Here is a 12314-nt window from a genome sequence, read left to right as displayed (position 1 = left end):
GTCATGACGATCAAGGTCGTACGGGGCAATCCGACCCCGGAGGAGCTGGCCGCCGCCCTGGCGGTGGTCCGAGCCCGCGCCGCGGCGGCGTCCACCACGCCGCCCGGCGCCCCGGGCCCGCGGGACGCGTGGTCCGACCCGTCGCGCATCGCGGCCCGGCGGACCCGTCCGCCGGGTCCGGCGGCGTGGAGCCGCACGTACTGGCCGGGCTAGGAAAGCCCGTCCGGAGAGTGCGTCCAGGAAGCACGGGGAGCCTCGCGCCGAAGTAGGAGCCGGGGTTCCGATTTGAGTACGCGTACTCAGGCCGACGCCCGCCGCCAGGCGGCACGCTGGTGCCATGCTGTGGTCAGACCCCGAGGACGAGCCGCCCAAAGAACTGCGGGACATGCAGGAGATGCTGCGGCGGCTCGGTCTCCTCATGGCGCTGGCCATGGTGCTGATCATGCTGGTGATCGGCCTGAGGTGAGCCCGGCGGCGGCGCCTGGCTAACCTGACGGCATGACTGCTACGCCACGCAGGCGACTCGTGCTCGCCTCCCAGTCCCCCGCCCGGCTCGGCCTTCTCCGGCAGGCCGGGCTCGACCCCGAGGTGATCGTCAGTGGCGTCGACGAGGACGCGATCAGCGCGCCCACGCCCGCCGAACTGGCGCTCGCCCTGGCCGAGGCGAAGGCCTCCGTCGTGGCGGCGCGGCCGGAGGTGCACGGCGCGCTGGTGATCGGCTGCGACTCGGTGCTCGACCTGGACGGCCGGGCGCTGGGCAAGCCCGCGGACGCCGAGGAGGCCACCGCACGCTGGAAGTCGATGCGCGGGCGGGCGGGCACGCTCCAGACGGGGCACTGCGTCTGGGACACGGCGAACAACCGGTTCGTGGCCGGTCTCGCGTCCACCGTCGTACGTTTCGGCGAGCCGACGGACGACGAGGTCGCCGCCTACGTCGCCTCGGGCGAGCCGCTGCACGTCGCCGGCGCGTTCACCCTGGACGGCCGTTCGGCCCCGTTCATCGAGGGCATCGAGGGCGACCACGGCAACGTGATCGGCATCAGCCTGCCCCTCGTACGCCGCCTGCTGTCGGAACTGGGCGTCGGCATCACGGAGCTGTGGACCCGGGCGGACTGACCGCCCCGGACCGGGCCCGGCGGTCGCACGCCAGGGGCATCGGCACTGTCGTGGCACTCCGCCGCCCGCAGCGCGGCCGTCAGGGCGGCCGGGAGGGGCGCGTCGCCCGGTCGGTGTGGACGGAAGTGCCCCGGGGGCGCGCGGGCGTGTCCTCGCCTCCGGACGGCCTCCGGCGGGTGTGCCGCGGGGCCGCGCCGGGGTGACCGTCACGGAGACTCCGCCCGGCCGAACCGTGGCTCCCGGCCGAGGCGCCCGGGTCGCGGCCTACGGCCCTGGGCACCGGTCTCACGGAGTCACGGGCGCCGGGGACGTCGCGCCGCGGGGCCGCGCCGAGGGGACCGTCACGGAGACTCCCCCTGCCGAACCGTGGCTCCCGGCCGAGAGGCCCGGGCCGCGCCCACGCCACGGGCACCGGTCTCACGGCGTCACGGGTGCCGGGGACTCGCGCCGGTCCGGGCGAGCCCGGCCGGGACGTCGTCCTGGGGCTCCGTGCGGTGCTGGGGCCCCGGTTCCGCCGAACGGGTGTCGCCCGGGTGGGTCGTGCCCTCCCGGGTGCCCTGAGGGGCGGGGGTGGCCTTGGCCTCCGGCTGGTCTCCGGCGGGTGTGCCGCCGTCGGCGGCGGATTCGGCCGAGGGACCCGGCCGGCGGTCGTAGGTCATCAGGAGCAGCACTATCAGGCCCAGTACGGCCATCATGAACACGAACGCCGTCCAGCTCACCAGGCCGATGGCGAACGCCCCCAGCAGCCCGTGCACCACGGCCGCGCTGATCAGCAGGACACGCCCGAACCCGGCGGGGGCTCGGTTGCGTATCGCCACGACCACGGCGACCAGCGCGCACAGCGCGAAGTAGAGCCCGAACACCACCCCGCCGACCTTCGAGGACGTGGCCATCGTGTCCGGGTCCAGGCCGGCCAACGACATGTCCTGGCGGTCGACCACGATCCCCATGAACCAGTTCAGTGCGGCGATGCCGAGCCCCTCGGCGAGGAGGACGACCGCCACGAGCCACGCCACCGGTCTGCGCACCACCGGTCCCACCCACTTTCGACCGCAGCCCGAGCCCGGCTGCTGTTACCTGAAGTACGTTCGAGCCATCGCGAACGCTACTAACGGGTAAACCTGGGGACAAGGGTTCTGTCACGGGCAAAGAATCATTGGGCCATTCGTAGGGACTCGACAAAGAAACCGAGTGTGCCGCGGCACGCTCTCACAGAGACCTTGGCCACATGACAGGGCTAGGGTTTCCGGGAGGAGTCCTGCGTACCGAGGTACGACAAGGGCTTTCGCGGGTCGAGCGAGCCTCGAATCACGCTCCGTGTGGGCAAGCTCACCATTGGGGACGGGTCGTAGTGCCGTGTCGGCAGTCCCTAAACTCGGCTTGTTTCAAGGAGGGAGCCTCAATCGTGCGCAAGGTGCTCATCGCCAACCGTGGCGAAATCGCTGTCCGCGTGGCCCGTGCCTGCCGGGATGCCGGGATCGCGAGCGTGGCCGTCTACGCCGACCCGGACCGGGACGCTCTGCACGTCCGGGCCGCGGATGAGGCGTTCGCCCTGGGCGGTGACACTCCGGCCACCAGTTATCTGGACATCGAGAAGGTCCTGAACGCCGCCCGTGAGTCCGGTGCGGACGCCATCCATCCCGGATACGGCTTCCTCTCGGAGAACGCGGAGTTCGCCCAGGCGGTCCTCGACGCGGACCTGATCTGGATCGGCCCGCCGCCGCAGGCCATCCGCGACCTGGGCGACAAGGTGGCGGCCCGTCACATCGCGCAGCGCGCGGGCGCCCCGCTGGTCGCCGGTACGCCCGACCCGGTGAGCGGCGCCGACGAGGTCGTCGCCTTCGCCGAGGAGCACGGTCTGCCGATCGCCATCAAGGCGGCGTTCGGCGGCGGTGGCCGTGGTCTGAAGGTCGCGCGGACTCTCGAAGAGGTGCCGGAGCTGTACGAGTCCGCGGTCCGCGAGGCGGTCGCCGCCTTCGGCCGGGGCGAATGCTTTGTCGAGCGTTACCTGGACAAGCCGCGGCATGTGGAGACCCAGTGTCTGGCCGACAGCCACGGCAACGTGGTGGTCGTCTCCACCCGTGACTGCTCGCTCCAGCGGCGCCACCAGAAGCTGGTCGAGGAGGCTCCGGCGCCGTTCCTGTCGGAGGCTCAGGTCGCCGAGCTGTACAGCTCCTCGAAGGCCATCCTGAAGGAGGCCGGCTACGTCGGCGCGGGCACCGTGGAGTTCCTCGTCGGCAACGACGGGACGATCTCCTTCCTGGAGGTCAACACCCGCCTCCAGGTGGAGCACCCGGTCACCGAGGAGGTCGCCGGCATCGACCTGGTCCGCGAGATGTTCCGCATCGCCGACGGCGAGGTGCTCGGGTACGACGACCCGGCGCTGCGCGGCCACTCGTTCGAGTTCCGGATCAACGGCGAGGACCCGGGCCGCAACTTCCTGCCGGCGCCCGGCACGGTCACCCGGTTCGACGCGCCGTCGGGCCCCGGTGTCCGGCTGGACGCGGGCGTGGAGGCCGGCGCGGTCATCGGCCCGGCCTGGGACTCGCTGCTGGCGAAGCTGATCGTCACCGGCCGTACCCGCAAGGAAGCCCTGGAGCGGGCCTCCCGTGCCCTGGAGGAGTTCCAGGTCGAGGGCATGGCCACGGCCATCCCGTTCCACCGTGCGGTGGTGACGGACGCGGCGTTCGCGCCCGAGCTGACCGGCTCCGCGGAGCCGTTCACGGTGCACACCCGCTGGATCGAGACCGAGTTCGTCAACGAGATCAAGCCCTTCACCGCCCCGGCAGACGTCGAGGCGGACGAGGAGACCGGTCGTGAGACGGTCGTGGTCGAGGTCGGCGGCAAGCGTCTCGAGGTCTCCCTGCCGTCGTCGCTGGGCATGAGCCTGGCCCGCACCGGCCTCGCGGCGGGCGCCAAGCCGAAGCGCCGCGCGGCCAAGAAGTCGGGCCCGGTCGCCTCCGGCGACACCCTCGCCTCCCCGATGCAGGGCACGATCGTCAAGGTCGCCGTCGAGGAGGGCCAGGAGGTCAAGGAGGGCGACCTGGTCGTCGTCCTCGAGGCGATGAAGATGGAGCAGCCGCTCAACGCGCACCGGGACGGCACCATCAAGGGCCTGAGCGCCGAGGTCGGTGCGTCCATCACGTCCGGCGCAGCGATCTGCGAGATCAAGGACTGATCCCGGCCCACGCGTCCCGAGGCGCCCCGCGGACCCTGTTGCACACCGGGTCCGCGGGGCGCCTCGTTTTGGCATGCTGGAGGCGTCCGAAGGCGCTTCGGACGGCTTCCGGGGGATCCGGAGAGGTGGGGGCAGGCAATGGCGGGAACGACCGGGACGCCGGAGCCACGCGCCATGCGCGCCGACGCCCGGCGCAACCGCGAGCGTCTGCTCACCGAGGCGCGGGCCGCCTTCGCCGAGCACGGCACGGACACGTCCCTGGAGGACGTGGCCCGGCGGGCGGGCGTCGGGATCGGCACCCTGTACCGGCACTTCCCCAGCCGTCAGGCGTTGATGAGCGCGGTCTTCGAGGACGCGGTGAGCGAACTCCTGGCCCGCTCACGCGAACTGCTGCACGACCCCGAGCCCTGCGCCGCACTGGTGACCTGGCTGCGCGAGATGGTCACCCACGCGAGCGAGTACCGCGGTCTGGCCAGGGCCCTGATGGCCGTCTCCGCCGACCCGGGTTCCGCCCTGGCCGGTTGCAGCACCCCGATCCACGAGGCCGGCGGCGCCCTCCTGACCAGGGCTCAGGGCGCGGGCGCCGTACGCCACGACGTGGCGATCTCCGACCTCCTCAAGCTCACCCACGCCATCGCGCTGGCGGCGGAGGAGTCGCCGGCGGACCAGGACCTGGCGGACCGCCTGCTGCGCCTGACCCTACAGGGCCTGAAGGAGGCCTGAGGACGGCCGACCGAGCGGCTCGGGGGAACCCTGAAGGACCTCCGGGACCCCAGGGACCTCCCCGGGACCCCAAGGACCCCAGGGACCCCGAACCCTAGCGGCGCCGAAGATCGGCCACCCGTGCCCGCTGTTCGGCGGCCCCCTGCTCCCCGAGGGCCGTGGCGGCGGCAGCCGTGGCCGTACGCAGCCCCGCCCCAGGGACATGTCCCCGCCGGGGCCCTGGGAGGGAGACGTCCCGACGCTGCTGGCGCGCCGGGACCTGATCACCCCCCGGGTTCCCGGACGCCCCGGCCACGGCGATCTGCACCCCCTGGTCCGCGAGGGCCTGGAGCTCGGTGACCGCACGGTCGTCGTGGGCGGGCGGATCGTCGGTGACGAGCCGGGTGATCACATCCGTGGGCACCGTCTGGAACATCGTGTCGGTGCCCAGTTTGGTGTGGTCGGCGAGGATCACGACCTCGGCGGCCGCCTGGACCAGCGCGCGGTCGACGGACGCCGACAGCATGTTGGACGTGGACAGCCCGCGCTCTGCGGTCAGCCCGCTCCCGGAGAGGAAGGCCTTGGAGACTCTGAGCCCCTGGAGGGACTGCTCGGCGCCGGAGCCGACGAGGGCGTAGTTGGAGCCGCGCAGGGTACCGCCGGTCATCACGACCTCCACGCGGTTGGCGTGCGCCAGCGCCTGGGCCACCAGCAGGGAGTTGGTGACGACGGTCAGACCCGGCACCCGGGCGAGCCGGCGGGCCAGCTCCTGGGTGGTGGTACCCGCCCCGACCACGATGGCCTCGCCCTCCTGGACGAGACCCGCGGCGAGATCGGCGATGGCCGTTTTCTCGGCGGTCGCGAGATGAGACTTCTGCGGAAAGCCGGACTCCCGCGTGAAACCGCCCGGCAATACCGCACCGCCATGCCGGCGGTCGAGGAGTCCTTCTGCCTCCAGTGCGCGCACGTCCCGCCGTACGGTCACTTCAGAGGTCTGGACGACGCGGGCGAGTTCACGGAGCGACACGGCTCCGTTCGCTCGCACCATTTCGAGGATCAATTGGCGACGTTCTGCAGCGAACACGAAACTGACAGTAACCCCAACGACCGTCTGCTTTCAGCAGTTTGCGCCGAATAGCAGAAGTTGTTCGCACGGTGGGGCGGGAGGTGGTATAGGGCCTATCCGTCCCGACTATGCCGCTCGCATGCCCGGCAACTCCCCGTGACCAGCGGGGAGTCGCTTCCGGACATCAGGCCTCGCCGGACGTCTTCCGAGTGTGCAACTGGCGGGCCACCTCGGCGATCGACCCCGAAAGAGACGGGTACACGGTGAAGGCGTTCGCGATCTGTTCGACCGTCAGATTGTTGTCGACGGCGATCGAGATGGGGTGGATGAGTTCGGAGGCGCGGGGCGAGACGACGACACCGCCGACGACGATCCCGGTGCCCGGACGGCAGAAGAGCTTCACGAAGCCGTCGCGGATGCCCTGCATCTTGGCGCGCGGGTTGCGCAGCAGCGGGAGCTTCACCACGCGGGCGTCGATCCTGCCGGAGTCGACGTCGGCCTGGGTGTAGCCGACGGTGGCGATCTCCGGGTCGGTGAAGACGTTCGAGGAGACGGTCTTGAGGTTGAGCGGGGCCACCGCGTCGCCGAGGAAGTGGTACATGGCGATACGGCCCTGCATGGCGGCGACCGAGGCGAGGGCGAAGACACCGGTCACGTCACCGGCGGCGTACACACCGGGCGCGGTGGTCCGGGAGACCTTGTCGGTCCAGATGTGCCCGGAGTCGCGGAGCCTGACCCCGGCCTCCTCCAGGCCGAGGCCCGCGCTGTTGGGGATGGCGCCGACGGCCATCAGACAGTGGGTGCCGGTGATGACCCGGCCGTCGGCGAGGGTGACCTCGACCCGGTCGCCGACCCGCTTGGCGGCGGCGGCACGGGAGCGGGCCATGACGTTCATGCCGCGGCGGCGGAAGACGTCCTCCAGGACGGCGGCGGCGTCCGGGTCCTCGCCGGGCAGCACGCGGTCGCGGGAGGAGACCAGGGTGACCTTGGAGCCGAGGGCCTGGTAGGCGCCGGCGAACTCGGCGCCGGTGACACCCGAGCCGACCACGATGAGTTCCTCGGGGAGCTCGGTGAGGTCGTAGACCTGGGTCCAGTTGAGGATGCGCTCGCCGTCGGGCTGGGCGTCGGGGACCTCGCGCGGGTGACCGCCGGTGGCGATCAGGACGGCGTCGGCGGCGAGGGTCTCCTCGGTGCCGTCGGCGGCGGTGACGACGACCCTGCGGGAGCCGTCGAGGGCCTGCATGCCCTCAAGGCGGCCGCGGCCGCGCATGACCCGGGCGCCGGCGCGCGTGACGGAGGCGGTGATGTCGTGCGACTGCGCGAGCGCGAGCCGCTTCACCCGTCGGTTGACCTTGCCGAGGTCGACGCCGACCACGCGGGCGGCCTGCTCGATGTGCGGGGTGTCGTCCGCGACGATGATCCCGAGTTCCTCGTACGAGGAATCGAAGGTGGTCATCACCTCGGCCGTGGCGATGAGGGTCTTCGACGGCACGCAGTCGGTCAGCACCGACGCCCCGCCCAGGCCGTCGCAGTCGACGACGGTCACCTCCGCGCCGAGCTGAGCGGCGACCAGCGCCGCTTCGTATCCGCCGGGTCCGCCACCGATGATCACGATCCGAGTCACGTACTCCATTGTCCCGCACGCTTCAACGTGCCAGTGCCCCGGGGGCGGGACCGGCGCCCGTTCCGGGGTCCGCGGGTACTTCCGGGGCGTGGGGGACCGGGGTTTTCCCTGCCGTACCCTCTGACCCATGTCGCTCTACGCCTCGTACGCCGGCAACCTCGACGCGCGGCTGATGTCCCGCCGCGCCCCGCACTCGCCGCTGCGTGCCACCGGCTGGCTGAACGGTTGGCGGCTGACCTTCGGCGGCGAGCAGCTCGGCTGGGAGGGCGCGCTCGCGACGATCGTCGAACAGCCGGGGTCCCAGGTCTTCGTCGGTCTGTACGACATCGCGCCCCTGGACGAGGAGTCCCTGGACCGCTGGGAGGGCGTGGGGCTGGGCATCTACCGCCGGGTGCGGCTGCGTGTGCACACCCTGGACGGCGAGGAGCAGGCCTGGGCGTACGCGCTGAACGGCTATGAGGGCGGCCTCCCGTCGGCCCGCTACCTCGGCGAGATCGCCGACGCGGCCGAGTCGGCCGGGGCGCCCCACGACTATGTGATGGAGCTGCGGAAGCGGCCCTGCTGAGGGCCCGGCGACCAGCAGTGCCACCGCCGGTGCCCCAAGATCTCTTGGGGCACTTCTGTGCCTGCCTTTGCCGGAAACCACGCGGCCTTTGTTGGAAACGACATGACAACGATGGCCAAGACGTGACGTCCCTCACTCTACGCGCGTAGGCCGAGAGCGGCTACCCTCTTCCGCGTGAACGCATCTCTTCTTCCGGACGACATCCAGGGCGACCCGCAGGCCGCCGCCGACGCCGCCGCCACGCGCCTGCGCGAGCTCACGGGCGCCGACACCCACGACGTCGCCCTCGTGATGGGCTCCGGCTGGGCTCCGGCCGTCGACGCCCTGGGCGCACCCGACGCCGAGTTCCAGGTCACCGAGCTGCCCGGCTTCCCGCCGCCGGCGGTGGAGGGGCACGGCGGCAAGGTCCGCTCGTACTCCATCGGCGACAAGCGCGCGCTGGTCTTCCTCGGCCGTACGCACTACTACGAGGGCCGCGGCGTGGCCGCCGTGGCGCACGGGGTGCGTACCGCCGTGGCCGCCGGCTGCAAGACCGTGGTGCTCACCAACGGCTGCGGCGGTCTGCGCGAGGGCATGCGCCCCGGCCAGCCGGTGCTGATCAGCGACCACATCAACCTGACGGCGACCTCGCCGATCGTCGGGGCGAACTTCGTTGACCTGACGGACCTGTACTCGCCGCGGCTGCGCGCCCTGTGCAAGGAGATCGACGCCAGCCTCGAGGAGGGCGTCTACGCGCAGTTCCCCGGCCCGCACTACGAGACGCCCGCCGAAATCCGCATGGCCCGCGTGATCGGCGCGGACCTGGTGGGCATGTCCACGGTGCTGGAGGCCATCGCCGCGCGCGAGGCCGGCGCCGAGGTGCTCGGTATCTCCCTGGTCACCAACCTCGCCGCGGGCATGACCGGCGAGCCGCTGAACCACGAGGAGGTCCTCCAGGCCGGCCGCGACTCGGCGGCCCGGATGGGCGCGCTGCTGGGCCAGGTGCTGGGGCGCCTGTAGGGAACCCCGCCAGGGGGCTCCGGCCCCCTGGGACAGCCCCACGAACACGAACAGGAGAGGTTGACCGACCGTGCACGACGATCTCATCGCCAAGGCCGAGGCGTGGCTGGCCGAGGACCCCGACGCCGAGACCCGCGAGGAGCTGGCCAAGCTCATCGAGGCGGGGGACGTCAGCGAGCTCGCCGCGCGCTTCGCCGGCACTCTCCAGTTCGGTACGGCCGGACTCCGCGGCGAGCTGGGCGCCGGCCCCATGCGCATGAACCGCTCGGTCGTCATCCGCGCCGCCGCAGGTCTCGCCGCCCACCTGAAGCAGCAGGGCCAGGGCGACGGACTCGTCGTCATCGGCTACGACGCCCGCCACAAGTCCGCCGACTTCGCCCTCGACACCGCCGCGGTGATGACCGGCGCAGGGCTGCGCGCAGCCGTGCTCCCCCGTCCGCTGCCCACTCCCGTCCTCGCCTTCGCCATCCGGCACCTGGGCGCGGTCGCCGGTGTGGAGGTCACCGCCAGCCACAACCCGCCCCGGGACAACGGCTACAAGGTCTATCTGGGTGACGGCTCGCAGATCGTGCCGCCCGCCGACGCGGAGATCGCCGCCGAGATCGACGCGATCGTCTCCCTGGACGACGTACCCCGCCCGGACGGCGGCTGGGAGATCCTCGACGACACGGTCCTCGACGCCTACCTGGCCCGCACCGACGCCGTCCTGGCCACCGGTTCCGCGCGCACCGCCCGCACCGTCTACACGGCGATGCACGGCGTCGGCAAGGACGTGCTGGTCGCCGCGTTCGCCCGCGCGGGCTTCCCGGAGCCCGTCCTGGTGGCCGAGCAGGCCGAGCCGGACCCGGACTTCCCGACCGTCGCGTTCCCCAACCCGGAGGAGCCGGGAGCGATGGACCTCGCCTTCGCCGCGGCCCGCGCGACCGCCCCCGACCTGGTCGTCGCCAACGACCCGGACGCCGACCGCTGCGCCGTCGCGGTCGAGGACGCGGGCGAGTGGCGCATGCTCCGCGGCGACGAGGTCGGCTCGTTGCTCGCCGCCCACCTGGTACGGCGCGGCGCCACCGGCACCTTCGCCGAGTCCATCGTGTCCTCGTCCCTCCTCGGCCGGATCGCCCGGAAGGCGGGGCTGCGCCACGAGGAGACCCTCACCGGCTTCAAGTGGATCGCCCGCGCGGAGGGCCTGCGCTACGGCTACGAGGAGGCCCTCGGCTACTGCGTGGACCCCGAAGGCGTACGGGACAAGGACGGCATCACCGCCGCCCTCCTCATCACCGAACTGGCCTCCGAGCTCAAGGAGCAGGGCCGCACGCTGCTCGACCTGCTCGACGACCTCGCCGTGGAACACGGTCTGCACGCCACCGACCAGCTCTCGGTGCGGGTGGCGGACCTGTCGGTCATCGCGGACGCCATGCGCCGCCTGCGCGAGCAGCCGCCGACCGGACTCGCGGGCCTGGCCATCACGAGGGCGGAGGACCTCACCCGGGGAACGGAGACGCTGCCTCCCACGGACGGCCTGCGCTACACGCTCGACGGCGCCCGGGTCATCGTCCGCCCGAGCGGCACCGAGCCCAAGCTGAAGTGCTACCTGGAGGCGGTCGTGCCGGTGGCCGCGCACGAGGAGCTGCCGGCGGCCCGCGCGCGTGCCGCCGAGCTGCTGGCCGCGATCAAGCGGGACCTGTCGACGGCGGCGGGCATCTGACCACAGGTCCCCGCGCTCGTCCCACTCGATGGGGTGCCCCTGCCACCAGGGGGCACCCCATCGAGTGATTTAGGGGCGACAGCTGACGGACGCGCCGCAGCCCGCCGTGCCCGCCGGGCAACGTTCAACCGGTACCGCCCGACGACGAGTACTGGAGCCGCCGCCGTGTCCCCGACCGTCCCCGACACCGCCCCGAGCGGGCACATCCCGGGCACCCGGCGCCGGCGCCCCCACGCCCCGGCCGCCGTTCCGCCGCGCGTACTGCGCGGCCTGCGGCTGGCGGCCCCCGCCCTGGGCGCCTTCCTCGCCGTACGCCTGTCCGGCCTGCTGTTCCTCGTGCTCTGGGCGCACCGCCGCCACCACGGGGTCTGGGCCATGATCGCGACGGAGTGGGACTCCCGCTGGTACCTCGGAATCGCGGCCCACGGCTACACGCACGAACTGGGCACCCTCTACGACGCGAACAACCTGGCCTTCTTCCCGCTGTACCCGATGCTGGTGCGGGCGGTCGCCGTCGTCACCCCGGGCAGCCGGGCCAGCACCGGACTGGGCGTCGCCGTGGTCGCCTCGCTCCTCGCGGCCTGGGGAGTCTTCGCGGTGGGCGAGCGGCTGCACGGGCGGCGGGTCGGCATCCTGCTCACCACCCTCTGGGCCGCGTTCCCGGTCGGCCTGGTCGAGTGGATGACGTACACCGAGTCGCTGTTCTGCGCGCTCACCGCCTGGACGTTGCACGCGCTGCTCGGCCGGCACTGGGTGTGGGCGGGCGTGGGCGCATGCCTCGCCGGGCTGACCCGCCCGACCGGTATCGCGGTGGCCGCCGCCGTCACGGTCGCCGCGCTGCTCTCCCTGCGCCGGGGCTTCTCGCTCCGCGCCCTCGCCGGCGCCCTGCTCGCCCCGCTCGGCTGGTGCGCGTACATCACCTGGGTGGGCCTGCGGCTGCGCCGCTGGGACGGCTACTTCGCCGTACAACGCCTGTGGCACAACGAGCTGGACGGCGGCCACGAAACCCTGCGGCGCCTGCGTGAGCTGTTCGGCCAGCAGTCCCGGCCCGAGCTGTTCCTGGTCATGGTCACCCTCACCATGCTGAGCGCCGCCGTCCTGTTCGCGGTGTCCGCACGGGACCGCCAGCCCCTGCCCCTCCTGGTCTTCACGGGAGTCCTCCTGACGATCGTGGTCGCCAGCGGCGGCGTCTACTTCCCCCGCGCCCGCTTCCTGCTCCCGGCCTTCCCCCTCCTCCTCCCGATCGCCCTGCACCTGTCCCGCGCCTCCCTGCGCCAACGCGCCCTGATCCTGACGGCGGCGGTGGCGGGGTCGGCCTACTGGGGGGCGTACATGCTGCTGGTGTGGCCGAGCGCACCGTGA

The 12314-nt window shown here is 72.4% G+C and carries 12 protein-coding genes; 9 read left to right on the top strand and 3 right to left on the bottom strand.

Annotated elements, in window-relative coordinates:
* Positions 1–3: 3 nt before the first annotated feature.
* The 3 genes from ACIPK3_RS21025 (at position 4) to ACIPK3_RS21015 (ending at position 1116) form a co-directional block, all read left to right on the top strand.
* Positions 4–213 carry an acyl-CoA carboxylase epsilon subunit gene (locus ACIPK3_RS21025; RefSeq protein WP_402571714.1) on the top strand — a complete coding sequence of 70 codons (210 nt, stop codon included), beginning with the start codon at positions 4–6 and terminating at the stop codon, positions 211–213.
* Positions 214–337: 124 nt separating this feature from the next.
* Complete coding sequence (gene mmpB, locus ACIPK3_RS21020; RefSeq protein WP_402571712.1) at positions 338–466, top strand: morphogenic membrane protein MmpB; 129 nt, start codon at positions 338–340, stop codon at positions 464–466.
* A 32-nt stretch (positions 467–498) separates the two neighbouring features.
* Positions 499–1116 carry a Maf family protein gene (locus ACIPK3_RS21015; RefSeq protein WP_402571710.1) on the top strand — a complete coding sequence of 206 codons (618 nt, stop codon included), beginning with the start codon at positions 499–501 and terminating at the stop codon, positions 1114–1116.
* Between the two features lie 425 nt (positions 1117–1541).
* On the opposite strand, the gene ACIPK3_RS21010 is transcribed toward ACIPK3_RS21015, so the two are convergent.
* Positions 1542–2147 carry a hypothetical protein gene (locus ACIPK3_RS21010; protein ID WP_402571708.1) on the bottom strand — a complete coding sequence of 202 codons (606 nt, stop codon included), beginning with the start codon at positions 2145–2147 and terminating at the stop codon, positions 1542–1544.
* A gap of 374 nt (positions 2148–2521) precedes the next feature.
* On the opposite strand from ACIPK3_RS21010, the gene ACIPK3_RS21005 reads away from it, so the two are divergent.
* Complete coding sequence (locus tag ACIPK3_RS21005; RefSeq protein WP_402571706.1) at positions 2522–4294, top strand: acetyl/propionyl/methylcrotonyl-CoA carboxylase subunit alpha; 1773 nt, start codon at positions 2522–2524, stop codon at positions 4292–4294.
* Positions 4295–4432: 138 nt separating this feature from the next.
* Positions 4433–5017, top strand: coding sequence for a TetR/AcrR family transcriptional regulator (locus tag ACIPK3_RS21000; protein ID WP_402571705.1), 585 nt, complete (start codon positions 4433–4435; stop codon positions 5015–5017).
* A gap of 94 nt (positions 5018–5111) precedes the next feature.
* Here the strand turns inward: ACIPK3_RS21000 and ACIPK3_RS20995 are convergent, their stop codons facing one another.
* Complete coding sequence (locus ACIPK3_RS20995; RefSeq protein ID WP_402571703.1) at positions 5112–6080, bottom strand: DeoR/GlpR family DNA-binding transcription regulator; 969 nt, start codon at positions 6078–6080, stop codon at positions 5112–5114.
* Positions 6081–6246: 166 nt separating this feature from the next.
* Positions 6247–7695, bottom strand: coding sequence for an NAD(P)H-quinone dehydrogenase (locus ACIPK3_RS20990; protein WP_402571701.1), 1449 nt, complete (start codon positions 7693–7695; stop codon positions 6247–6249).
* A 118-nt stretch (positions 7696–7813) separates the two neighbouring features.
* On the opposite strand from ACIPK3_RS20990, the gene ACIPK3_RS20985 reads away from it, so the two are divergent.
* The 4 genes from ACIPK3_RS20985 to ACIPK3_RS20970 all read left to right on the top strand — a co-directional run bounded on the left by ACIPK3_RS20985 (position 7814) and on the right by ACIPK3_RS20970 (position 12314).
* The gene (locus ACIPK3_RS20985; protein WP_402571700.1) at positions 7814–8251 is read left to right on the top strand and encodes a gamma-glutamylcyclotransferase; all 438 of its coding nucleotides are present in this window, start codon (positions 7814–7816) and stop codon (positions 8249–8251) included.
* 174 nt (positions 8252–8425) lie between these two features.
* Positions 8426–9250, top strand: a complete 825-nt coding sequence (locus ACIPK3_RS20980; RefSeq protein ID WP_402571698.1) for a purine-nucleoside phosphorylase — start codon at positions 8426–8428, stop codon at positions 9248–9250.
* A gap of 70 nt (positions 9251–9320) precedes the next feature.
* Entirely contained in the window at positions 9321–10952 is a 1632-nt protein-coding gene (locus tag ACIPK3_RS20975) for a phospho-sugar mutase (RefSeq protein WP_402571696.1), read from the top strand.
* Between the two features lie 165 nt (positions 10953–11117).
* Positions 11118–12314 carry a hypothetical protein gene (locus ACIPK3_RS20970; protein WP_402571694.1) on the top strand — a complete coding sequence of 399 codons (1197 nt, stop codon included), beginning with the start codon at positions 11118–11120 and terminating at the stop codon, positions 12312–12314.

Origin of the sequence: Streptomyces sp. NPDC086787 (assembly GCF_044745865.1) — a bacterium.
GTDB lineage: Bacteria > Actinomycetota > Actinomycetes > Streptomycetales > Streptomycetaceae > Streptomyces.
The sequence above is the reverse complement of the archived record's forward strand: the minus strand, read 5'-3'. Positions and strand labels throughout refer to the sequence as shown.